The sequence below is a fragment of the Porphyromonas gingivalis ATCC 33277 genome (assembly GCF_000010505.1).
Taxonomy (GTDB): Bacteria; Bacteroidota; Bacteroidia; order Bacteroidales; family Porphyromonadaceae; genus Porphyromonas; species Porphyromonas gingivalis.
The window spans coordinates 568,618-593,063 of sequence record NC_010729.1 but is presented as its reverse complement, the minus strand read 5'-3'; the positions used below and the strand labels follow the sequence as shown (position 1 = coordinate 593,063).

Annotated in this window: 20 protein-coding genes, 1 tRNA gene and 1 pseudogene; 15 read left to right on the top strand and 7 right to left on the bottom strand. The window is 48.5% G+C overall.

Going from position 1 to position 24,446, the window contains the following annotated elements:
• Positions 1-5 precede the first annotated feature (5 nt).
• Complete coding sequence (gene gltX / locus PGN_RS02585; protein ID WP_012457588.1) at positions 6-1,529, bottom strand: glutamate--tRNA ligase; 1,524 nt, start codon at positions 1,527-1,529, stop codon at positions 6-8.
• 320 nt (positions 1,530-1,849) lie between these two features.
• On the opposite strand from gltX, the pseudogene PGN_RS02580 reads away from it, so the two are divergent.
• A pseudogene (locus PGN_RS02580) lies at positions 1,850-2,061 on the top strand (transposase family protein); the annotation flags it as partial.
• 645 nt (positions 2,062-2,706) lie between these two features.
• Here PGN_RS02580 and PGN_RS02575 read toward each other — a convergent pair.
• From PGN_RS02575 to PGN_RS02560, 4 genes are all read right to left on the bottom strand, one after another.
• The gene (locus PGN_RS02575; RefSeq protein WP_230847051.1) at positions 2,707-3,027 is read right to left on the bottom strand and encodes a rhodanese-like domain-containing protein; all 321 of its coding nucleotides are present in this window, start codon (positions 3,025-3,027) and stop codon (positions 2,707-2,709) included.
• A gap of 35 nt (positions 3,028-3,062) precedes the next feature.
• Positions 3,063-4,478 carry an MBL fold metallo-hydrolase gene (locus PGN_RS02570; RefSeq protein WP_012457585.1) on the bottom strand — a complete coding sequence of 472 codons (1,416 nt, stop codon included), beginning with the start codon at positions 4,476-4,478 and terminating at the stop codon, positions 3,063-3,065.
• Between the two features lie 92 nt (positions 4,479-4,570).
• On the bottom strand, positions 4,571-5,377 hold the full coding sequence (locus tag PGN_RS02565; RefSeq protein WP_012457584.1) for a sulfite exporter TauE/SafE family protein: 807 nt from the start codon (positions 5,375-5,377) through the stop codon (positions 4,571-4,573).
• Between the two features lie 64 nt (positions 5,378-5,441).
• A complete protein-coding gene (locus PGN_RS02560; protein WP_012457583.1) occupies positions 5,442-6,065 on the bottom strand; it encodes a Crp/Fnr family transcriptional regulator in 624 nt (207 codons plus the stop codon).
• A gap of 1,119 nt (positions 6,066-7,184) precedes the next feature.
• Here PGN_RS02560 and nadB point away from each other — a divergent pair.
• From nadB to lpxF, 12 genes are all read left to right on the top strand, one after another.
• Positions 7,185-8,741: an L-aspartate oxidase gene (nadB, locus tag PGN_RS02555; RefSeq protein ID WP_004584081.1), complete on the top strand. Its 1,557-nt coding sequence runs from the start codon at positions 7,185-7,187 to the stop codon at positions 8,739-8,741.
• 31 nt (positions 8,742-8,772) lie between these two features.
• A complete protein-coding gene (nadC, locus tag PGN_RS02550; protein ID WP_004584080.1) occupies positions 8,773-9,615 on the top strand; it encodes a carboxylating nicotinate-nucleotide diphosphorylase in 843 nt (280 codons plus the stop codon).
• A 19-nt stretch (positions 9,616-9,634) separates the two neighbouring features.
• A complete protein-coding gene (gene nadA / locus PGN_RS02545) occupies positions 9,635-10,561 on the top strand; it encodes a quinolinate synthase NadA (protein WP_005874622.1) in 927 nt (308 codons plus the stop codon).
• A gap of 101 nt (positions 10,562-10,662) precedes the next feature.
• The gene (locus tag PGN_RS02540; RefSeq protein WP_012457581.1) at positions 10,663-11,658 is read left to right on the top strand and encodes an AAA family ATPase; all 996 of its coding nucleotides are present in this window, start codon (positions 10,663-10,665) and stop codon (positions 11,656-11,658) included.
• A 10-nt stretch (positions 11,659-11,668) separates the two neighbouring features.
• Positions 11,669-12,541, top strand: coding sequence for a DUF58 domain-containing protein (locus tag PGN_RS02535; RefSeq protein WP_012457580.1), 873 nt, complete (start codon positions 11,669-11,671; stop codon positions 12,539-12,541).
• On the top strand, positions 12,538-13,494 hold the full coding sequence (locus tag PGN_RS02530; RefSeq protein ID WP_012457579.1) for a hypothetical protein: 957 nt from the start codon (positions 12,538-12,540) through the stop codon (positions 13,492-13,494). Before PGN_RS02535 ends, PGN_RS02530 begins: the two co-directional genes overlap by 4 nt.
• On the top strand, positions 13,491-14,474 hold the full coding sequence (locus PGN_RS02525) for a vWA domain-containing protein (protein WP_004584075.1): 984 nt from the start codon (positions 13,491-13,493) through the stop codon (positions 14,472-14,474). Before PGN_RS02530 ends, PGN_RS02525 begins: the two co-directional genes overlap by 4 nt.
• 10 nt (positions 14,475-14,484) lie before the next feature.
• Positions 14,485-15,504, top strand: coding sequence for a vWA domain-containing protein (locus PGN_RS02520; RefSeq protein ID WP_012457578.1), 1,020 nt, complete (start codon positions 14,485-14,487; stop codon positions 15,502-15,504).
• On the top strand, positions 15,501-16,247 hold the full coding sequence (locus tag PGN_RS02515; protein ID WP_012457577.1) for a tetratricopeptide repeat protein: 747 nt from the start codon (positions 15,501-15,503) through the stop codon (positions 16,245-16,247). The genes PGN_RS02520 and PGN_RS02515 overlap by 4 nt, the downstream gene beginning before the upstream one ends.
• A gap of 180 nt (positions 16,248-16,427) precedes the next feature.
• Positions 16,428-18,230 (top strand): BatD family protein, encoded by a 1,803-nt coding sequence (locus PGN_RS02510; protein WP_012457576.1) that lies wholly within the window; start codon positions 16,428-16,430, stop codon positions 18,228-18,230.
• Positions 18,227-19,135, top strand: a complete 909-nt coding sequence (locus PGN_RS02505) for an SH3 domain-containing protein (protein ID WP_012457575.1) — start codon at positions 18,227-18,229, stop codon at positions 19,133-19,135. Before PGN_RS02510 ends, PGN_RS02505 begins: the two co-directional genes overlap by 4 nt.
• Before the next feature lie 20 nt (positions 19,136-19,155).
• Complete coding sequence (lpxF, locus tag PGN_RS02500) at positions 19,156-19,872, top strand: lipid A C4-phosphatase (RefSeq protein WP_004584070.1); 717 nt, start codon at positions 19,156-19,158, stop codon at positions 19,870-19,872.
• 15 nt (positions 19,873-19,887) lie between these two features.
• On the opposite strand, the gene cdaA is transcribed toward lpxF, so the two are convergent.
• Both cdaA and folP read right to left on the bottom strand, forming a co-directional pair.
• Positions 19,888-20,655, bottom strand: coding sequence for a diadenylate cyclase CdaA (gene cdaA, locus PGN_RS02495; protein ID WP_012457573.1), 768 nt, complete (start codon positions 20,653-20,655; stop codon positions 19,888-19,890).
• A 59-nt stretch (positions 20,656-20,714) separates the two neighbouring features.
• The gene (gene folP / locus PGN_RS02490; RefSeq protein ID WP_005874661.1) at positions 20,715-21,560 is read right to left on the bottom strand and encodes a dihydropteroate synthase; all 846 of its coding nucleotides are present in this window, start codon (positions 21,558-21,560) and stop codon (positions 20,715-20,717) included.
• 518 nt (positions 21,561-22,078) lie between these two features.
• Between folP and PGN_RS02485 the strand changes: the two genes are divergently transcribed.
• Positions 22,079-22,153: transfer RNA gene (locus PGN_RS02485), tRNA-His, on the top strand.
• Positions 22,154-22,356: 203 nt separating this feature from the next.
• Positions 22,357-24,441: an HD family phosphohydrolase gene (locus PGN_RS02480; protein ID WP_039416955.1), complete on the top strand. Its 2,085-nt coding sequence runs from the start codon at positions 22,357-22,359 to the stop codon at positions 24,439-24,441.
• Positions 24,442-24,446 lie beyond the last annotated feature (5 nt).

The following is a 24,446-nucleotide window of genomic DNA, read 5'->3' as shown; positions in this document are numbered from 1 at the left end:
TGCTGTCAGCCTAAGATTTCGATGGCACGACGTATGCGTCCAACGGTCTCTTCACGCCCGAGCACTTCCATGATGTCGAAAATATGAGGTCCCTTGCTCTCGCCCACGAGTGCCAACCGAGTGGCATTCATGATATTGCCGAGATGATAGCCATTGGTCTCGATCCAATTCTTCACAGTGGGTTCGGTTGCTTCGGCTGCAAACGATCGGTGAGAGTCCAGCAATTCGGCTAGTTCGCCCAACTGCTTGGCCGTATCTTCTTTCCAGCGTTTTTTCACTGTTTTTTCATCATAGGATAGCGGTGCGATGAAGAAGAATCCGGCTTGCTCCCATAGCTCTCCGATAAAGTTTACACGTTCCTTGACGAGGGAGATTACATGAGCTGTTTTCTCGTCGGTAGCCACTACTCCATTTTCGCGAAGGATGGGACGGAAGAGTTCGGCCAACTCCGCATTGTCCTTACGCTGGATATATTGGTGATTGAACCAGCGTCCTTTCTCGTAGTCGAACTTGGCTCCGGCCTTGCTGCACTTTTCGATGTCGAACAGTCGGATCAATTCGTCCATGCTCATGACATCCTGATCATTGCCCGGATTCCAGCCCAGAAGCGCGAGGAAGTTTACCACTGCTTCAGGCAGATAACCGCTTTCACGATAACCTTTGGATATATCTCCCGTTTGGGGATCTTTCCACTCCAGTGGAAATACGGGAAATCCCAAACGATCGCCATCGCGTTTGCTCAGCTTACCATTTCCTTCGGGCTTCAGCAGCAGTGCCAAATGGGCAAATCTCGGCATCGTATCTTCCCAACCGAAAGCACGATAGAGCAGTACATGAAGTGGTGCACTGGGCAACCACTCCTCACCACGTATCACATGGCTCACTTCCATCAGATGGTCGTCCACGATATTGGCCAGATGGTAGGTGGGCAAGTCGTCGGCACTTTTATACAGCACCTTGTCATCGAGGATGGAAGAGTCGATCACCACTCGTCCGCGAATCAGGTCGTTCACTTCTACGTCCACATTCGGCTCCACGAGGAAACGAACCACATACTGCGTCCCCTCGGCAACGAGACGCTCCACTTCTTCGGCAGGCAGTGTCAGAGAGTTGCGCATTTGCCCACGAGTAGTGGCATCGTATTGGAAGTTGGGCACCTCGGCTCGCCGAGCTTCCAGTTCCTCCGGCGTATCGAAGGCGATATATGCCCGTCCCGAATCCAGTAGTTGGCGAACATATGTGCGATAAATATCGCGCCTTTCGCTCTGCCTGTAAGGGCCAAATCGGCCACCATAGCCTACACCTTCGTCGAATTTGATGCCGAGCCATTCCAATGCCTCTATTATATACGCTTCGGCACCGGGCACAAATCTGTTGCTGTCCGTATCCTCGATGCGCAGGATCATATCACCTCCATGCTGACGGGCGAAAAGATAGTTGTATAGAGCCGTACGTACCCCTCCTATATGCAACGGCCCGGTAGGACTCGGAGCGAAACGTACGCGTATGCGCCTGTTGATCGTATCCATTATTTGGTAATCTTTTGTTTGTACAATGCCACAAAAGTAGCATATTATCTCCGTAATTTTTTCGGCAAAAAAGCCTAAAAAGGGTCTTAGACTGTCTAATAGCAAAGCAAATCCAAATACATATCGGAAAAACGAGAGAATTCGGATCCATTCGATCTCATCGATATGTTCGTGCCCATTGATGCAATCTATGTCTTTTACATCCCGGAGAAAAAAAATCGAAAAGAAATTAGGAAAAGGCTGATCTCGAAAAGAACATCACTTTGGATGTCAGGGCAGAGGCATTCAAAACAGCGTTCTATAAATTTTATAGTCGTTGAATGAGCTGTCAGTCATGTATTCAGTCACTATCGGAAAATCTCTTTATGGTCTCGGACCCACACGGATAGAGAGCAAAGAAGTTTATCCTCTTGACTTTTTATTCCTGATCGTTTTCCTCTCTACGCTCTCAGGTGATACCTCTTGGTACGAGATTGAAGATTATGCAGAGGAATACGAAGAAGTGTTGAAAAGCCGGTACGAAACACTTACGATCGTAGGCGTACGATGCCTTCCTGCACGATGCAGGAGACCGGCGTAGGCCTACGGTGCTCATTACAACATGCTAATTACCAGTACATTATGGCCAATTAAGGTGAAATGAAAATAATCTTGGAAGTTTTCCCTGTTTTGCGTCTTCAAAATTCGTTTTCCCCCCCTGTTTGGGAAGATCAGGACTCATTTCTTATAATAGAAAGACACCCGTGATTGTAATTTCCAATAGTAAGAGCAACACAGACTACAGAAAATTCCCCGAAGAGGCCGGCCCCTTCGGCAGAGGGCTATCGTATTTGAAAGATTGTACTCCGTATCCTTGGTCTCTTCCTTCTACAATTAGGATCTCCAACACATTAATTCGTGCTTATTCCGGACGGAGCATCATCAGGCTTATATTTCAAATGCGATTGCCCTGCTTTGGATGTGATTTATAGGGTATAGAAAGCGGTAATATCGGATTTTGAGACCTTTTGCATGCTATAGACAGCAGAGTAAAAGAGAATAGGATTCATTTATATGATGTAAAAAAGGATTGGTTTTATGATGATATTCTTGTCTTCGGAAAGACAAAAATTCAAAAACCAATCCTTCTTAATAGAGAAAGAGTTGTAACGGTCGAAGTCTTTCTCAGACTTCGTTATCACTGATCGCCTTTCAGAGAGGCTACATGCCCCCAGGTGCCTCCATCGAGTACGTTGGAGAAGCCGTTGCGTTCGAGAATGCTCTTGGCCCGGCTGCTTCTGTTGCCGCTGCGACAGAAGACGATGATGGTCTTCTTATTCTTTAGTTCATTCAGGCGAGATGCTATCCGGTCCAGCGGAATATTCACGGCTCCGGCTACACTGCCTGATGCAAATTCACCCGGCGTACGCACATCGACCAGAAAGGCGCCGTTGCGAATAGCCTCACTCAGAGCCTTATCGTCAGACTGCGAGAATAGATTTTTCAGTAATCCTAACATGACAATTGCAATAATGATGGTTAAGGAAAACGATATTATTTTTTTGACACTTTGCTTTGACATACATAGTCCGTTTTGGGAACACCGGTCTGCGCAATGCTTGCGAATCCACCTTCGATGTCCGTGAAATTACGATAGCCTCGCGAGAGTAGGATGCTGGATGCAATCATACTGCGGTATCCACCTATACAATGCAGATAGAAGTGGCGGTCTCGGGGAATATCCTGTATCCAGTCATTGATATAGGCGAGCGGACGGCTATAAGCTCCTTCCACGTGCTCAGCTGCGTATTCGCTCTCCTTGCGCACATCGAACACGAGACTCTCTTCAGGGCAGAATCGTTCGGCAAATTCGTTGGCCGTAATGCATTCGACGTGGTCGATTTCTTTACCCGAGGTATTCCATGTATCGAATCCGCCATCCAAATAGCCCAGTACCTGATCGAATCCCACACGGCTGAGCCTTGTGATCACTTCCTGCTCACGTCCCGGATCTGCCACAAGCAACAGAGGTTGCTTCACGTCTACGATCATCGTACCGACCCAAGGGGCGAAATCCCCATCCAAACCGATGTTGATCGAGCGAGGAATGAAGCCTTGGGCGAACACACCGGGAGCTCTCGTATCGAGCACCAGAGCATCGGACGTTTCGGCTATCGCTTCGAAGTCCGTGGCCGAGAGGGCGGAGAGTCCGCGCTCCATCACGTTGTCGATGCTGTCATATCCCATCTTGTTCATAGCCACATTGCCTCCGAAATAAGCCGGCGGTGGCAGCAAGCCCTCTATCACAGATGCTATAAACGCTTCCTTGCTCGGTTGATTAAGAGCGTAATTAACGCGCTTTTGGTTGCCAAGGCTGTCCACTGTCTCCTGCATCATATTCTTGCCACAGGCCGATCCTGCACCGTGAGCCGGATATACGATGATGTCGTCCGACAAGGGGAGGATCTTGGTGTAGAGACTATCATAGAGCAGGCCGGCCAGTTCTTCCTGTGTCAAGTTTGCTGCTTTCTGCGCCAGGTCAGGACGGCCGACATCCCCCAGGAAGAGTGTGTCGCCACTGAAGAGAGCCGTCTCGCGTCCGTTTTCGTCGATAAGCAGGAAGCAAGAGCTTTCCATCGTATGTCCGGGTGTATGAAGCACTCGGATCTTTACATTACCCAACTCGAAGATCTGATTATCCTCAGCTACTATCGCATCGAATCCGGGCTTAGCCGTAGGTCCATAAACAATGGGAGCACCTGTGGCACGGCTCAGATCAAGGTGTCCGCTCACAAAGTCGGCATGGAAATGCGTCTCCAATATGTATTTGAGCTTTACCCCGTCGCATTTGAGACGTTCGAGGTAGGGCGTGATTTCACGCAGTGGGTCGATGATGGCAGCCTCTCCCATCGAAGTGATGTAGTATGCACCCTGGGCTAAGCAGCCTGTGTAAATCTGTTCTATTTTCATATTTGTCGAATGTTATTATTGCTTGTCTGTCAGTGCAAAGATCAACCACCTTTCCGGCTCGTACAGCTACTTTAATCACACAATGACGCGAGCTATACGAGTATGGTCTCTTTGAGAATGATGTATAGCCCCATGACAAAGACGAACCAGCCGAATGCCGGCTTGAGTTTGTCTCCGTCAATATATTGGGAGAGTTTCATTCCGATGAATATCCCGATGATGGCAAAAGCTGTTACCGAGAGGAGAAGCCCCCAGTCGAGACCTGCCGGATTATTCTCTCCCAGAAATCCCAAGAGCGATTTGGCTGATATGATTACAAGTGAGGTGCCGATAGCTTGTTTCATCGGTAGGCCTCCGAGGAAGACTAAGGCAGGGATGATCAAGAAGCTTCCTCCGGCACCGACAAGCCCTGTGAGCGTACCGACCACAATTCCCTCAAGGAGGATCAGGGCATAACGGGGCTGTTTCGGCTTGGGGGGTCTCTGTGATGCTTTCTCCTGCATTTTAGCCGGTCTGATCATGCTGACGGATGCCGTAAGCATCAGTACGGCAAACAAGAGCATCAGGAGCATGTTCCGGTCGATCGCAAAACTGCCCGGGCTCAATACACACTCCGGAATCGCCGGTACCAGATAAGCTCTCGTCAGGAATACGGCGAAGATCGATGGCAGACCGAAAAGCACTGCAGTACGAACGTCCACGAGCGAACGGCGGAAGTATGAGATACTCCCGACCACACTGGTAGCTCCCACGATAAAAAGCGAATAGGCCGTGCCCAAGACAGGGTCTATGCCCATCAGATATACGAGTACGGGAACGGTGAGGATACTCCCTCCGCCACCGATAAGGCCGAGTGACAGGCCGATTAAAATAGATGCCAAGTAACCTGCTATAAGCATACAGTCTCCGGTTTTATGATGAGGCAAAGGTCATCATATCCGGAGCGGTGTATAGCTACTTTGGTCACATAAGGGTGATTTTGTTACGCCCTAAGCGAACGATGCCGGATTCTTCCAATTGTTTGAGCAGCCTTGATACCACAGCTCTGGCTGTTCCCAATTCATTGGCCAGTTGTTCGTGCGTGATCTGTATGGTATTACCCTCCACGAGTTCGGCTTTCTTTTGAATGAGGGCCAGTAGGCGTTCGTCCATCTTCTTGAAAGCAATGGCATTCACCGTATCTAATAGCTCCTCGAATCGCTTGTGATAGGAGCGGAAGATGTAGTTGAGCCATTCGGGATGCTCCTTCATAAAGAGGGAAACCTTATCGACGGGCAAGAAAAGAATCTCGGCATCGTCTTCGATCTCCACCTTCACCTTGCTTGTCTCATTGTGCAGGCCCCCAAGAAAAGACATGATACAGCTTTCGCCTGCCTTGATATAGTAGAGCAGGATTTCTCTGCCATCCTCTTCGGTACGGATTACTCTCATGACCCCTTTGATAACGATAGGAATGGACCGGACATGTGCATTCTCATTGAGGATAACGCTGCCGGCCTTGTAGACCTTGAGGATGCCATGCTTATACAGTTTGTCCACAAGCTCAGGCGAAGAGCGAAATTCGGTTATATCTTCTATCTGCTTCATAGGAGCAAACTTAATAAAACAAGTACGCAACCGAAAGAAATGGAACGAAAAGCCTTTCGCTCTATCTCTTCTCTGCCGTAATTTAATGCTTGCATTTTGTTTATTCTTTTTTCCTCCATATGTACCTAAAAAGGATGATACATAGCCCAAAAACAGGAGCGAAAAAAATTTTCAACAACGAAGATGTTACTCGGATTTTGATGTGGTTCCCCTGCGCTCTTGCACATTCCGTTTTTCAAGTATAAGCACAGCGGTCATTGGCAAGGGAAAAAGAATTGACTAATTTTGCCTTCCGAAAAGCATTGCTCCGAACAGTGAATTTCCCCGTGTATTGGAAGCGAGCAATTAACTGAAAAAAGAGAGTATTATATTATTATGCCACACATCCATAAACTACCGACTATGCCCCATCACCTGACATCAAGCCCGAACAGGCTCCTATTCGGATCCCTCAGCACAGCAGCGACAGTCCTCGATCCGGTCCGAGACTGTAGAGGGGAATCGTGCAGCTACATCGAATCACATGCAGCAAGATAGCATCTTGGCATAGGCCCCACCACATACATATCCGGACTGCACCCGTCGGAGTTCTCCGTAGAACTCGGCGGGTGCTTCTTTTATATCAGCTTCGGAAAAGGCTTTTTTTGAGCCCACGATTTATATACAAATCACTTACGATCTATATATTTATCAAAAACGATTTATATATAAAATGAAAACGATTTGTATACAAATTGAAAACGCTTTATATACAGATCGTTGTACGGCTTGTTTTAAGTGGAATTTCGATCTATGGCAGTTCCTTTTCCTTCCACTTTTCCCTTGCTTTTCTCCTCTCTACAGATACTTATTTGGAATCGTTCCAAACTCGTCTTCGTTGTTGAAAACTTTTTTGGCGCATGATTTTTGAGCAGATTATTATTTTCGTGGTCTCCCTTTTTTCACAGGGAATAGCTTTCAGATTTAGTAATGTTGTTGCAACGCACAGCTCGGAGACGTCTTCTTTTATTCGTAATCGTGTTAATCCGCCTTTAGACCTTTAGCTTACCCTCCATCTCTCCCTGCCTTCGGATAACCTTTTATTTGCTTTATCTTTGCGGGCATATCAATTTGTCCGGAATGAATCGGTTTGATTATATCGTAGTCGGAGGCGGCCTTGCCGGCCTCTATACGGCTTTCAAGGCTTCGAAGCATGGTCGGGTAGCTCTGATAACCAAAGCTGACATCCATGAGAGCAATTCGTACTTTGCACAAGGGGGAGTCGCAGCGGTTACTGCTGCTGACGATGCACCGGACAACCACTATAACGATACGGTCGAAGCAGGTCGGGGCCTTTGTGAGGATGAAGCCGTAAGGGTACTTGCCGAAGAGGCTCCGGAGCGGATCGATGAGTTGATCCGTTGGGGGATGCGTTTCGATACGGAAGCCGATGGCCTATTGGCTCTGGGGCTTGAAGGCGGACACCACCACAAGCGGATTCTGCATGCAGGGGGTGATTCTACCGGTAGGATGCTCACGAGCTTTATGATCGATAGCGTGCTGCAAACTTCTGCAATAGAGATATTTGTCAATCACCAAGCGGTCGAATTGCTGATAGACGACCTCGGTTGCCGTGGCGTACGTACATGGGATTGGGGACATGGGCGTGAAGTCGTTTTCTATGGCAAGCATACGGTGATGGCCACCGGGGGATCGGCTGCCATCTACCGAAGATCTACCAATCCGCAGGGTACCCTCGGAGATGGGATTGCCCTCTGCTATCATGCCGGCTGTGAGGTGCGCGACATGGAGTTTGTCCAATTTCATCCCACAGCTCTGTACAATCCGAAAGGAGAAGCCTTCCTGATCAGTGAGGCCGTACGGGGAGAAGGGGCGCATCTATATAATAGTAGAGGCGAACGCTTCATGCAAGGCGTTCACGAATTGGGCGAATTGGCTCCTCGCGATGTGGTGGCACGGCGGATCTTCTTAGAGATGCGACGTTTGGGAGACGAATATGTCTATCTCGATTTACGACATCTGGATCCGGATCATATTCGCAAACGTTTTCCCACGATATGTGCTCGCTGTGCAGAGTTGGGTTTGGATCTGACAGACCGTATTCCTGTGGCTCCGGCTGCACACTACACAGTGGGAGGGATTAGTACGGATCTGAATGGCTGTACGGCCGTACCTCATCTATATGCTGTGGGAGAGGTGGCTTCTACTGGAATAATGGGGGCAAACAGGTTGGCCTCCAATTCTCTGATCGAATGCCTCGTGTTCGGTCATCGTGTTGTGGCTGATACGATTGCCTCGGATTCGATTGACTATCCGACAATGCCATTGAGCGTGGTTGGCTATCCTAAGCCGAAAGATGCATCGCTCTATCATAAGGTAAAAGAGCAGTTGTCCCGTCTGATGACCGATTATGTCGGTATCATTCGTAACGAAGAAGGTCTTCTGTCCGTGGATCGGAAGATAGAAGAACTTCGGCGGACACTACTCGGAACAGAAGATCTTTATGCTTGTTTTGCCGAGCAGCTGCTGACAGTGGGTCAGCTCATCGTTCGGGGGGCGATAGCTCGCCGAGAAAGTAGAGGAGGGCATTATCGGGAAGACTATCCCGATACGAGCGAAGCCTATCGCAAGCACTCCTCTTACACCCTTGCCGGCGGAGCGGGAAATACCAAATAAACATCCGTAATACCCTCATCACTTTTAAGTTATGACTCATGAAGAAATGCTTTTGGAAAAATTGATCGATCTGGCAATTGCAGAGGACATTGCCGATGGAGACATTTCTTCCAATGCCATTATCCCCCAATCGGAAGGAGCTGCAGCCACAATGGTAATGAAGGCTGATGGCATCATATCCGGCATGGAGGTAGCTCGCCGTGTCTTCGAACGATTCGAAGCCGTGACTTGGACTCCCTATGTATCGGATGGCGACTCCGTAAAACGCGGTCAAGTAATCCTGCGTGTGGAAGGCAGTTACCGGGCTTTGTTGCAAGCCGAACGATTGGCACTTAATTTTTTGCAAAGAATGAGTGGTATTGCCACTATGACCGCGCGCTATGCCGAGGCTTTGAAAGGTACGGCTGTAAGGCTTTTGGATACCCGTAAGACGGCACCCGGTATGCGAATAACGGACAAGATGGCCGTTCGCCATGGCGGTGGACATAATCATCGCATGGGACTCTATGATATGATTATGCTCAAGGACAATCACATCAAGGTAGCCGGAGGGATACCCCAAGCCATCGAAGCGGCGAGAAGAGCACTCCCTCTCTCGATCAAGCTGGAAGTGGAAACGTCCAATTTGGCTGAGGTCGAAGAAGCAGTACGCTATGGTGCAGACATAATCATGCTGGACAATATGGACAACGATACCATGTGCGAAGCGGTGAGGCTGATTGCCGGTCGGGCCAGGACAGAAGCCAGCGGCAATATGACACTCGAACGGCTGCAAAGTGTGGCAGAAACGGGTGTTGATTACATCAGCGTAGGCGCTTTGACTCATAGCGTTACGGCCATGGACATCAGCATGAATTTCCTCCTTACTCAGTAAGCTTTAAGTTGGTTTTTGTATGCAAACAAAGGATATTCTTAAGGAGATAGAACTTCTCAAGAAAGAACGGAATGCCATTATTTTGGCGCACTACTATGCACGCCCTGAGGTGCAGGACATTGCCGATTATATCGGCGATTCTCTTGGTCTGTCCCGTCAGGCTGCCGATACGGAGGCGGACACGATACTCTTTTGCGGAGTCCACTTCATGGCCGAAACGGCTTCGATTATTTCGCCACAGAAGACTATCCTCACTCCCACGAAATATGCCGGTTGTTCTTTGGCCGAAGGTGCCTCTGCTGAAGGCTTGCGTCGGTGGAAGGAGCAGAACCCGGATGGACTCATCGTTAGCTATGTCAATACGACTGCCGAGGTAAAGGCTTGGACGGACTACTGCTGTACAAGCAGCAATGCACTCAAGGTAGTGGAGAGCTTGCCTCGAGACAGAAAAATTCTCTTTGGCCCGGATAGAAACCTTGGAGCTTATATCTCGCGGAAGACAGGACGGGAGATGGAACTTTGGAATGCTTCGTGTTTCGTACATGAGCGGATTACGGAAGAATCCATCTTAGAGGCTATGGAGCTGTATCCCGATGCTGATATTCTCATTCATCCGGAGAGCGAGGGTTCTCATTCGCCACGAGTGCTGAGTAGCGATCGCTGCTTTATGTATTCCACGGCCGGTATTCTTAATCATGCTCGGGAGTCCGACAAAAAAATGTTTGTTATTGCGACAGAGCCGGAGACGCTACACGTGTTACGGAAAGAAAATCCGGGTAAAACGTTTATTGCCATTCAACCCGACAACCGCTGTTTTCATATGAAACAAACAGGTTTGTGGGAGGTCTTGGAAGCTCTCCGCCACAACCGTTATGAAGTAAAAGTGCCTGCCGAAATCAGGGAGAAGGCTTTGCTCTCGATCGAGCGAATGCTGGCCGTTGGCTGAACTTCGCGCTTAAACCCTGCAGGATGCTATATGTCTATCTCAACATGAGATGGTGTGCATAATCTTCATTAGTATTTAGCAAGAAAAAGATATAGAAAAAAATGAGTGAAACCATTGACATAAAGGCTCTTACAGAGCTTATTGAGCAGAAAAGCTCATTTGTGAATCTCATCACGCACGGTATGGCGCAGAATATCGTCGGACAGAACCATTTGGTGGAGTCGCTTCTGATCGGACTGTTGGCCGATGGACATATCCTGCTCGAAGGAGTACCGGGATTAGCCAAGACTTTGGCTATCAAAACTCTGGCCGGACTGATTAGTGCCAAGTACAACCGCATACAATTTACACCGGACCTCTTGCCAGCTGACGTGGTAGGTACCATGATGTACAGCCAGAAACGGGAGGAATTTCAAGTAAAGCAAGGCCCTATTTTCGCAAACTTTATTTTGGCTGATGAGATCAACCGTGCTCCTGCCAAAGTGCAGAGTGCTCTGCTCGAAGCGATGCAGGAGAGACAGGTTACCATTGGGGAAACGACTTTCATGCTCCCTGAGCCTTTCCTCGTAATGGCTACCCAGAATCCTATCGAGCAAGAGGGTACTTATCAGTTGCCAGAGGCACAGGTAGACCGATTCATGATGAAGGTGCTGATAGACTATCCCCAAAAGAAGGAGGAGATGCAGATCATTCGTCAGAATATCGGTGGCCGGTCGGCAGAGATTCGTCCGGTGATCACTACGGAGGAAATACTGGAAGCGCGCCAAGTGATAAGGCAGGTGTATCTGGATGAGAAGATCGAGCAATATATAGTTGATATTGTTTTTGCCACGCGCTATCCCGAACAATTCGGCTTGAATGCTCTGAAAGATATGATCAGTTTCGGAGCTTCGCCCCGAGCTTCTATCAATTTAGCATTGGCTGCACGTGCATACGCCTTCATCAAGCATAGAGGTTATGTGATTCCTGAGGATGTACGTGCCGTATGTCATGACGTGATGCGTCACCGTATCGGACTCAGCTATGAGGCAGAGGCTAATAGTTTGACTCCGGATGCTGTCGTCAATGAGATCCTGAACAAAGTAGAAGTCCCTTAATCAGAGATAAGTGCAGACAAGCGACCTACTTAAGAAAGTTCGACGGATCGAAATCAAAGCGCGAGGCCTTTCTCGACAAATCTTTGCCGGACAGTATCATTCCGCATTCAGAGGACGAGGTATGGCGTTCAGCGAAGTGCGCGAGTATACTGTAGGAGATGATGTGCGCGACATCGACTGGAATGTGACGGCACGTTATGCACGTCCCTATGTGAAAGTCTTCGAAGAGGAGCGTGAGCTGACAGTTATGTTGATAGTCGATATGTCCGGTTCGTTGTCTTTCGGTACAGAGGTGGAGACCAAGCGAGAGTTGACGGCTAAAGTAGCTGCTACATTGGCCTTTTCCGCTATCCAAAATAATGACAAGATCGGAGTCCTTTTCTTTACGGACAGGATCGAAAAGTATGTGCCGCCCGCCAAGGGGAAGAAGCATATCCTATATATAATCAGGGAGCTGTTGGAGTTTCGTCCACAGAGCAGGGCCACGGATCTTTCAGTTCCGCTCTCTTACCTGACCCGCTTGGTGAAGAAGCGGTGTACAGCGTTCCTGATTTCCGATTTCCAGTCAGAGAAAGATTCTTATGAAAAGACCTTGCTGATGTCTGCTCGTAAGCATGATATTGTAGCCATCAGGATATTCGATCGGCGAGAGGCCGATCTGCCAAATGTAGGGTTGATGCGCTTTCGCGATGCAGAGACTGGGCAGACCCATTGGGTGGATACCGCTGATAGCTCCGTTCGGAAAGCGTATGCGGATGCCTATGAGCGACGGCAAGTAGCACTTGCCGTTTTGCTCAAACGATGTGGTGTAGATACTACTGAGATACGTACGGGGCAGGATTTCGTGCAGCAGCTTCTTATCTTATTTAAAAAACGCTCATGAGACACTCTCTTGCCATTCGCTTTGTTCTTTCTGCATTTTGCATGCTCTTTGTCTCTTCCTTTCTGAAGGCGCAAGAGCTTTCTATCATAGGCAAACTCGACCGTGCAGAGATGCAAATAGGAGAGCAGGCAGTGATAGATATTACTATCCGCACGGCAGATTTGGCGCATACTCATCTGCAAATACCTACTGATTCGACGATGAGCCGGATCGAAATTTTGGCATTCGGTATTACTGACACGGTTGTAGTGAAAGACCCGGTCGTGGAGATAAAAGCCAAGATGGTGATTACCTCATTCGATTCAACCCTGCTGGAGATTCCTCCTTTTATTGTCACGGATGGTCGGGACCAGGTTATGTCCAAAAGTCTTTTCCTGAAAGTTACAATGCCGGAGGTCGATCTTTCCAAACCGGATTCTATTTATGACATCAAGGAGCCGTGGGGCGTGCCTTATACGTGGAGAGATATTTTCAATATCATGCTTCGTCATCCCCTTACGTGGATCATACTTGCCACCTTTTTGGCTGTATTGTCTTACCTCTTTTATAAGAGATACAAGGAGCACCAAGCTCGCCATCCTGTGGTGATTCCTGAGACTCCGGCTATTCCGGCTTATGACCGAGCTATTGCAGCCTTGGAATCATTACGTGCAAAAAAACTGGTGGAAGCCGGTTTGTATAAGGAATACTTTACGGAATTGACCGATTTGCTTCGGAGCTATATTGCCGAAACTCGCGAAATAGATGCCAGGGAGATGACCAGCAGCGAGATATTACAAGCTCTTCAGCGGATCGAACTTTCTGAAAAAGGAAGTCGCCTGCTGCATGGAATATTGCAAACGGCCGACCTGGCCAAGTTTGCCAAGTATAAACCGATACATGGAGAGGATGTGGAAGCTATTCGAGATGCTCGCGCCTTTCTCGATGAGGTGCATAATATCCGGGAGTCATGACATTTGCATATCCTGAATTGCTTTGGCTGCTGATCCTGCTGCCTTTGATAGCGACTTGGTATATCCTGCAAGCACGTAAGACTTCGGCAACGATGACCATATCTTCATTGAAGCCCTTTGAAGGAGGTCGCCGAGGTTTGAGAGTCTATCTGCGCCATTCGTTGCCGATATTGAGAGCTCTTTCGGTCGGTTTTCTCATTATTGCTTTGGCTCGTCCGCAGAATACCAATAGCTGGCAGAAAGATTCGATCGAGGGCATAGATATTATGTTGGCCATGGATGTGTCAGGCAGTATGCAGGCCATGGACTTCAAGCCGAATCGCTTGGAGGCAGCCAAAGATGTAGCGATTTCCTTTATCAACAATCGTCCGAACGACAATATCGGGATGGTTACATTCGCCGGAGAGAGCTTTACTCAATGTCCATTGACTACCGACCATACCGTATTGCTTAATATGGTACAGGACTTGCAGATGGGTGTTCTGGATGATGGTACAGCTATCGGAATGGGATTGGCTACGGCCGTCAATCGACTGAAGGACAGCAAAGCCAAGAGCCGCGTGGTTATTCTGCTGACGGACGGATCAAACAACATGGGCGACATCACACCCCGAATGGCAGCCGATATTGCCAGAACGTTCGGTATTCGTGTGTACACAGTCGGTGTAGGCACACGAGGAGAAGCTCCTTTCCCCATTCAGACGGAATTCGGAGTTCGGATTCAGAATGTGCCTGTGGATATAGACGAACCCACATTGGACGGAATTGCCGAGGTATCGGGTGGAAAATACTTCAGGGCTGTCGATAATGAAACGCTGAATGAAATCTACAAGGAAATCGACAAATTGGAGAAGACGAGACTTATGACCAAGAGCTTCAAGGCTTATGAGGAAAAATACTTTGTCTATGCCCTTATTGCTTTTCTCTTGTTGCTGACAGAGTTTTTGCTTCGCAATACACTTCTTCGTTCCAACCCGTAAAAAGATTCCCATGTTCAGATTTTATTCACCCGAATACTTATACTTACTGCTGCTGCTCCCATTGCTTGTGGGGGTAGGCTTCTATGCTTATCGCAAAAGACGGGCGCAAGAAAGACGGTTTGCCGAACTTCCGCTGCTAAAGGCTCTCAAACCGGAAGCAAGTACCAAACGTCGGATCTGGCGCAACGGATTTCTTCTTCTTGCCATCGTTTTCTTGATCGGGATGCTTGCCCGTCCGCAAATAAGTATTCGTGTGGATGTGCCTAAAAAGGAGAAAGGTATCGAGGCTATGATTTGTTTGGATATTTCCAACTCCATGCTCTGTGAAGATGTCAAGCCCAATCGTTTGAGTTTTGCCAAGCAAGTGTTGGGAAAGCTCTTTGACGGCTTGCAGAACGACAAGGTTGGATTGGTTGTATTCGCAGGTAATGCTTATACGCAAATACCGATTACTACGGATTTGTCTGCAGCCAAACAGTTTCTTGCAGATATAAGTCCCAATATGGTTACAGCCCAAGGAACGGCTATCGGAGCGGCTATCGAACTTGCCTCCAAATCTTTTTCCGATAATAAGGAAATCGGTAAGACTATCATTGTCCTGACGGATGGAGAAAATCATGAAGGAAATGCCATCGAAGCGGCACAGCAAGCCCATGAAGCAGGCATACGGGTCAATGTTATTGGTCTCGGAACAGCCTTGGGGGCACCTATACCTATTGAAGAAGGATACCTCAAAGATGAAACGGGCAATCCTGTCGTTACCAAATTCGACGAAAAGATGTGCCGTGACATTGCTTCAGCAGGAGAGGGTACTTTCTTTTCCGGGCAGAGTGCTTCTGCGCTGGTTCGGGCTATAGAGAGTCAGCTGGACAAACTCCCCAAAGCCGTACTTTCATCTTCGTCTTCTTCCGGCTATCGCGAAGTGTACGGATGGTTCGGATTTGCGGCTTTGATATGTTTATTGTTGGAATTCCTGATTCAGGAGCGGAAGAGTAGGTTCTTCAGTAGGATCAAATTGTTTGACAGATGAGAAATTCATGGCGATATGCCACCTTCATAACCTTCTTCATGCTTCTTGCTTCATCGAGCCTTTTGGCACAGAATATGCGAGAAGAAGTACGTCGGGCTCGACAAGTATATCGACGCCATCAATATGCCAATGCCGAGGTCGCATATCGCAAAGCTCTCTCTAAGGACAGTACTTTCACCGAGGCACGATTCGGTTTGGCCGGTACACAGTATGCACAAGGCCGCACCGATGAAGCTCTCCAAAACTATGCTGCTCTTGTACAAGACCCGACATTGACACCTAAGCGTAGAGCCGAACTGATGCACAATCTCGGCAACTCCTTTATGAAAAAGAAAGACTATCGGCAGAGTGTGGAGGCCTATAAGCATTCGCTCCGAATTAACCCGACCGATGAAGAGACTCGCTACAATCTGGCTTTGGCCATGAAGTTGCTTCAGAAACAGCAACAGCAAGGAGGAGGAGGAGACAATCAGGATCAGAATAAGGAGAATAATCAGGACAAAAACCAACCGCAAAACAATCCGAATAACAATAACCAGGGCGGACAGCAGCAGCCCCAACCGTCCAAACAGGACAATACACAAAAAGATCAACAGCCACGACAGAATGAAATGAGTCGTGAAAGTGCTGAAAAGATATTGAAAGCCTACGAACAGGACGAGGAGAAAACGCGCGAAAAAGTTGAGCAGATGCGTAAGCAGCGTATGAAGCAGCAAAAAGGTAATTCCACCAAGCAGTGGTAGTCCGCATCTTTGCGATCAGCTGTTTCAATCTTGTTATCTCCGCACAGCTCCAGAAAGTAATGTGTACTTTAGCATCCTCTGCATAAAAGCAATGACTCAACGGAAGAACGCTTCGGATAATTTTTAATGCCGGTGTTAAGAAACAAAACAGATCTCAATAATCACTGACTGTACTGTACGATGACAAAGGTGCGATATATTCTTACAACCCTTTTCCTATGCCTCGCTTGGTGTACCCATGCGCAGGTTTCTTTCACTGTACAAGCTCCTGCGAGTGTGGCGATGGGGGAACAATTCAGAGTGAGTTTTACCCTCAAAGATGCTAATGGAGCGGAATTCAAAGCTCCTGCCATGAGTGACTTTGAAGTCCTTTTTGGCCCGGCTACTGCTACAAGCTCATTCAGTTCCATTTCCAATGGCAAGACCACTTTGTCTCGAAGTATCACTTATACATATACCCTGATGCCCAAATCGGTCGGCACCTTTCAGATCGGTCCGGCTTCCATCCGCGCCAACGACCGAGATTATAAGACCAAGCAGGTATCCATCAAGGTGCTTCCGGCCGATAAAAAATCATCGAAAAATACTAAGTCTTCCTCTTCTTCCTCACGGGTCGATGCCGGTAGTTTGTTTGTCCGAACCATCATCAATAAAACCAAAGTGTACGAGCAGGAAGCGATCCTTGTTACTTATAAGCTCTACACTCTCCATCCCAATTTGCAGTTCGAGCAGGTCAAATTCCCCGAATACGAAGGATTTATCTCTCAAGATGTGGAAGACAATGCAGAGAAGCAGTATAGCCTTGAGAGTTATGAAGGGCGGAACTATCAGACAGCCGTTCTCAAGCAGTCGTTGCTCTTTCCTCAAAAAAGCGGTAAGCTGACTATTCCATCGGGCAACTTTCGTGTCGTAGTAGCGGTCCGACGGGAGATAGACGACATAGATGACTTCTTTGTACTCCAGCCGTATGAGAATGTGCGGAGGACTCTGACCACCAATCCGGTCACAATAGATGTCGCTCCCTTGCCTGAACCGAAACCCCAAGGATTCGATGGTGCTGTCGGTAATTATCGGATCTCAGCCTCTTTCAATGACCGTCAGGCCAAAACAAACGAAGCCCTTACACTCAAGCTCGTAATTAACGGAAGCGGAAATATCAAGTTGATGGGAGATCCTAAAGTGAGATTTCCCGACAGCTTCGAACAATACGACTCCAAAGCCGAGAGCAGCCTTCGCATAAGTACTTCGGGTGCCGATGGACAGCGTACGATCGAGTATTATGTGGTACCTCGTCAGACGGGAAAGTTTACCATACCCGCCATAAGCATACCCTATTTCGACCCTGTATCCCGTTCTTACAAAACTGCTTCCACACAGGATTTCACTATTCAGGTAGCGAAGGGAAAAGGCGAGAGTGCTACCATGAGTGGCTCGGGATCCGACGCAGTCAAGATGTTGGGACAGGATATTCGTTACTTGAAGCCGCTTACAAGCTCTTCCTCTCCCTCTTCCTTCGCTTTTTCGGTTGCTTATTGGGGCATCTATCTTTTCTTGCTTCTGCTTGCACTCTTGTTGCTTTTCCTCTATCGTCGAAGGATGAAGATGATAGCTGACGAAGCCGGTATGCGATGGCGCAAGGCTAACAAAGTTGCTGTCAAACGTCTGCGACGAGCGGCCGAATATAAACAGAGCGAACGGGGCGATCTTTTCTACGAAGAGGTGCTTAGAGCCGTTTGGGGCTATTTGGGTGATAAACTGGGAATAGCCGTGTCGGAATTGAATAAGGATAATATCGCCGAACGACTTGCTCAGGCCGGTCATGTGCCTGAAACTCTTATCGAGGAGCTTATGCAGCTGATCGAGACTTGCGAATTTGCCCGATATGCTCCTGAGAGCAATGAGCATGCGGCGATGGACTCCGTGTACGAACGTGTTTGCAGCATAATCGAACAGATTGACAGCACTAAAACCTTGAAAAGATGAGAACGCCTGTACTACGCCATATTGCGGTTTTACCCCTGATCCTTTTTCTGTCGATCGGCTCGTTGCTGTCATTGCAAGCACAAAACCAGGATACTTCCATTCGCCGGTCCGTATTCTTGCCGGTGGACTCTTCCTCGATCGCTACGTCGGAAGTAGAGACTGAATCGGCTGCCGATTCTTCGGCTACCGGAAAGATTTTATCCGCCGAGGAGATCCGTCGCTTGTTCGATGCCAAGCAATATGGCCGGGCTGCTACTGCATACGAACGAATCCTGCGCGAGACTGCCCAACCCGATGCTTCGTTGCTTTACAATCTCGGTTGCTGCTATTACAAGAGCGGTGAAGTGGCCCTTTCCATCCTTATGTTCGAACGGGCGTACCGACTGGCTCCGAATGACAAGGATATACGCGTCAATCTAGAAATGGCCGGACTCAAAGCCTTTGACAAGATCTCGGATAGTGAGAGTATTGCCGCCAAGCTCTGGCGACGTCTTTGCTATTCTGTCTCGTCGGGCGTAATCGTAGTGACGGGGATTATCTGCTTTATTATTTTTCTCGGGAGCATTCTGCTTTTTCTGTTGGGAGGAAGCAGAAAGTTGCGGCGAGGAGGGTTCTATGCTGCTTGGGTCAGTATGTTCTTTTGTATCCTGTTCAATTTAGCCGCTTTCCGCCGAAAAGCTGATTTCAATGACGATAGCTATTGCATCATGATGGCATCCGTAGCCAATGTCAAAAGCTCTCCGGACGAAAATGGCACTACCCTCTTTGAACTCCATGAGGGCGTGCGTGTTAGAATTACAGGGGAAGCTATCGACGGCTGGTACCCGATAGAACTGGCTGATGGCAAGGAAGGCTGGCTTCCTGCTACCGTCCTCACTCGTATTCATGTCTCTCCCGCAGACTGATATTTACCTCTCTTGCATATATGTTTTTGGAATACATTCTTGAAGTAGAAAGGAACCTCTTTTTGACTCTGAACGGAGTACAGCATCCTTTGTTGGACGGTTTTTTCTATTTGATCTCGGCCAAATGGACTTGGGTGATAATGTCCATCGCGTTTCTGTTCTTCCTTTTTTATAAGAAACCGACAAAGGAAGCTCTCTTCATCGTAGGAGCAGTCTTATTGAGCGTACTCATCTGCGATCAACTCTCCTCTTCTTTTTTCAAGCCTTTCTTCGCAAGATTCCGCCCTTCGCACCACCCTGATTTTATCGACTATGTGAAGACGGTCTACGGCTATCGGGGAGGAAAGTACGGATTTATCTCAGGGCATACGACGAACTACATATCGCTGGCATTATTTACGAGCCGTATTTTTCGGAATAAATTCTACACGTGGACGATCTGGAGCGTCGTCGCACTCGTCATCTATAGCCGTATTTATATCGGAGTGCATTTCATCACCGATATTATCCCGGGTATCGCCGTCGGACTTATCGTAGGACACTTTGTTTATAAAGTCTATCTGTATGCACGTTCCCGTTGGTTGGGAGCCTCATGCCCTGCCCATCCGTCGGCAGTCTATGCCGGCGATTCCATTCGGCTCTGGACACTTAGCCTCATCGGCTTTGTCTTTGCCATGCTGTGTATGTCCCGCCAGTTGACGGAGATACTACAGTACTATGTCTTCCTGCTCTTCTGAGGAAATTCCTCGGCATCAATCTTCGAGGAAGAGCTGTAGTTCGTCCGTGGTGATATCCTGATGAATCTCCCCACGGTAGGCGAACGAAATCCGCCCTCTCTCTTCGCTGATAATAATGATCTTGGCATCCGTCTCCTGCGAGAGACCCAGAGCAGATCGGTGGCGCAATCCCAAATCCTTGTTCAGATCCGTATTGTATGCGACCGGCAGGATACAGCCGGCTGCAATGATACTATTGTCCGCAATCACCATGGCACCGTCGTGCAGCGGACTGTTTTTGAAGAAAATGTTTTCGACCAGACGGGCATTTACTTCGGCGCGGAACACTTCGCCCGTATGGGCAAACGGAGTGAGGTCTATTCCCTGCTGGATGGCGATGAGAGCGCCGGTCTTCTTGCGAGCCATGTTCATACAGGCGAGCATAAGCGGAGCTATGATACGGCGTTCGTCCTGCAAATCCTGTTCGCGCTTTTCCTTATTGAGAAGACGCTTGAGCGAACGCCATCGGCGCGTAGAGCCTATCGCCGTGAGCATCTTGCGCAGCTCTCCCTGAAAAAGAATGACCAGTACGAAGAACCCCAAGCTGACGAACTGATTGAGGATGGCTCCCATCAGACGCAGCTGGAATATCTGCGATACGATGATCCAAATGACGAAGAAGGTGAGAATCCCCGAGAAAAGAGCCTTGCTGCCCGAGTGCTTGAAAGTGGTATAAACGGCATAGATGAATAAAGCCACGAGCAGGATGTCTATTACATCCTTGATGGTAAACTGGAGAAACATGAGATTGAGATGTTTTTTGTGGAGTGAGAATTTCTGTTTCCGATAGAGAGGCGTTGCCCTTACTTGACGACGCCGAGTTTGTCGGCTATACGGCATACTTCCACCGCTTCCCGCACATCGTGCACCCGAAGAATGTCCGCCCCATGCATGACACTGTACATATTCAGTGCCGTGGTACCGTTGAGAGCTTCCTCCGGAGTGGTGCCGAATAGTTTGTAGATCATACTCTTGCGCGAGATCCCGACCAGGATGGGAAGCTCCAGCTCGCCGAAAGCCTCCTCCTGCCGCGATAGCAATTCGTAATTCTGCTCCAGCGTCTTGCTGAAACCATAACCCGGATCGAGGATAATGTCGTGCAGACCCAATCCGCGCAGCTCTCCGACACGCTCCACGAAGTAATCCAGTATATCTACCGCAATGTCTTCGTAGTCGGTGAGGCTCTGCATCGTAGCTGGTGTGCCGCGCATGTGCATCAGGATATAGGGCACTTGCAAAGCCGCCACCGTACGGAACATATCGCCGTCGAGCTGTCCGCCGGAAATATCGTTGACGATGGCTACCCCGTACTCTTCTACACACATCTTCGCCACATCGGCACGGAAGGTATCCACCGATACCGGCATGTCCGAAAACTCATCCCGCAATACTTTCAGTGCCGGGCGCAGTCGCTCCATTTCCTCCTGTGCCGATATGTGATCCGCATTAGGACGTGAAGAATAAGCACCGACGTCGATCAAGGCCCCTCCTTCTTCCACGATTTCGCGTGCCCGACTCCGCACACTGTCCACGCTCGAGAGGCGGCTGCCGGAGTAAAAAGAATCGGGGGTGATATTCATAATGCCCATTACGACAGGCTTTTCCAGACTGAAAAGCCTGCCGCCGAGGTTGAGAGTCTTCCGTTTCATCTGCTTGCTGCTTTCTTTTGACACCCCCAAAAATAGCCAATTCGATCCATACCGAGGTCGTAAGATATTCACACCCATTGGATGCACATTCCGGTCTCGAGTGCAACGTGACCGATTGGGTTTTATAGCCGGATACGGCAGTGTAGGGGTGCAGAAGTTCTGTTCGACTTTTTAGGTTCCGGAGTTTTCTCGTTTTACAGTCAGCAAAACGTGGTTCGAGAAAATTTTTGTTTTGGCGTGAAAAAAAATAATTTATCGAACCAAAACGAAAAAAATTACGCGCGAGTTTTCCCGTTTTTAGGAACGGCAATTTCATCATTTTTGGTTCCAAAATCGGGAGGCACTCCTATCGAATCACTCGAAAGAGGAGCTTGAACTGCCTGTAATGAGGTGTGGAAATTCCATTCGACGGCCACTGTCGGCTGAAAATTGAGAAGAATTGGCCGCTAAGGAGCTTGCATAATTGAAAGATATATGTACCTTTGCACCGCTGCTCGCAGGAGTATCCATTTATGATGGTGGGCGTAGTTCAGTGGTAGAGCAACGGATTGTGGTTCCGTCTGTCGTGGGTTCGAGTCCCATCGTCCACCCCAATCATTCCGAGAGACCGTTTCAATATCGCATTGGAGCGGTCTCGTTTTATTTATATGGCACAATCTCTCACACGGACTTACTCTTTTTGCTTTTATCTTTGTGGGACTGGCGGTAATCGAATTATAGTCTGTGAGCGAACGTGTTGCATGCCGGTAGCGTTCGTCTTGCCCTATATCAGGAGCTATAATTTAACTTTCTCGCAATGAAGATGAAGATGAAAATTCAGTACAAATCGTTGGTCTTCTTTTTCCTGACGGCAATGATGCTCACGCTTTTCGCCCCACAGGAACTGAAGTTCAAATACCAATTCTATCGTGGCAAACCATGGCAATATGAACTGCTCACGGCTCCTTATGATTTCCTCATATACAAGCCTCAGGTGATACTCGATGCCGAGCGCGACAGTCTGCGCAGTACCATCAAACCATATTTCACCATGGACGAAACGATCGGTGCAAAGATGCAGATGGCCTGGCGCAACGATTATGACAAGAACCTCAAGGGCAGATTGTCGCCAGTGTACGATCACTACGTCGTCGATTTCCTGCGCAATATATACCGGCAAGGCCTTATCAGCAATGAGGATAGCAAAGCTCTCCATGCCGATGACGTGATGGAGATCAACCTCTTACAAGCCGATCGAAGCTCGAATCGCGAGCCCCTTACACGTTTCTACACGCTCAAGGAGGCTTATGAAATGTTCGTGGAAGAGGCTCCGTCCGGGTTGGATCGGGAAGTTCTTCGCGGACTGAACCTGACCAACTACTTGCGAGTGAATCTCACGGAAAGCCCCGAAATGCACAGACAGGTGGTACAGGAAGAGCTACAGAATCTATCGGTATCGACCGGAATGATACAGGCCGGCGAACGTATAATCGGTACGGGTGAGATTGTAGACGCCTATACCTATAATGTCCTTCAGTCGTTCAAGAAGACCTATGAAGAGCGTTCGGGAGGTACGACCCTCAGATTTACACGCAATCTCGGCATCTTTCTGATTATCTTCTTCCTGCTGCTGGCTCTTTGGGCTTATATGCTCTCGTTCCGACCTGTATTTTTCGATCGGCTGCACAATTCCTTCTTTGTGCTTTCGCTCATTCTGGTGATCAATCTGATTACAGAGTTGGCTATCAGCTTCGGATGGTTCAATATCTATATCATCCCTTTTATCATTCTGCCCATTCTGGTACGTACGTTCCATGATTCGCGCACGGCATTTTTTGCCCATGTGATCAACGTACTGATCGTTGCCATGTTCGTGCCGGACATTTACGAGTTTATCCTCTTGCAAGTGCTGGCCGGTATCGTGTCTGTGACCAGTATGCGCCGTCTGACATCACGCCTGCAGTTGGTTCGGACGACCTTTTTGGTTTTCCTCACTTATTCCGTCGTACAGCTTTCGTTCTCGCTGATGCAGGACGGTCGGGTAGAGATGGAAGACGGGCTGAACATTCTCTATTTCGGTGTGAATCTGATCTTCCTCATGTTCAGCTACCTGCTCGTCTATCTGATGGAGCGTGCTTTCGGCTACGTTTCCAATATCAGTTTGGTTGAGCTGAGCGACGTCAATACGCCGCTGCTCAGTCAGCTCTCGGAGGTGGCGCCGGGTACCTTTCAGCATTCGATCCAAGTGTCCATCCTCGCTACGGAGGCAGCCACCAAGATCGGAGCAGATGTACAGCTTGTACGCACCGGTGCTCTCTATCATGATATAGGAAAAATGAAGAACCCATCTTATTTCACAGAGAATCAGGGAGCAGAGAATCCGCACTCCAAATTGCCTTTCGACGAGAGTGCTCGCATTATCATTCGTCATGTGACCGATGGTATTGCCTTGGCGCAGAAACACCGTTTGCCGGACTCCGTTATCGATTTTATCCGGACGCATCACGGACGGGGTAAGACCAAATACTTCTATAATTCCTATTGCAATCAGTATCCCGACAAAGAGGTGGATCCGGAGTTGTTCACTTATCCCGGGCCGAATCCATTCAGCAAGGAGACCGGTATACTGATGATGGCAGACGCCATCGAAGCATCGAGTCGAAGCCTCAGCCGCCATACCGAAGAGGGTATCAAGCAACTTATCGACAAGATAGTCGATGGCATCTTACAGGACGGTTTGCTGGTGGATACACCTCTTACATTCAAGGATATTCGTGTCTGCAAGGAAGTTTTCTTCGAGAAGATCAAGATCATGTACCATTCACGCATCACCTATCCCGAGTTGAAGAAGAAAGCTCCGGAAAGTGAGAGCACCACTGAAGAGACACAAGGAGCCGTCTGATCGTT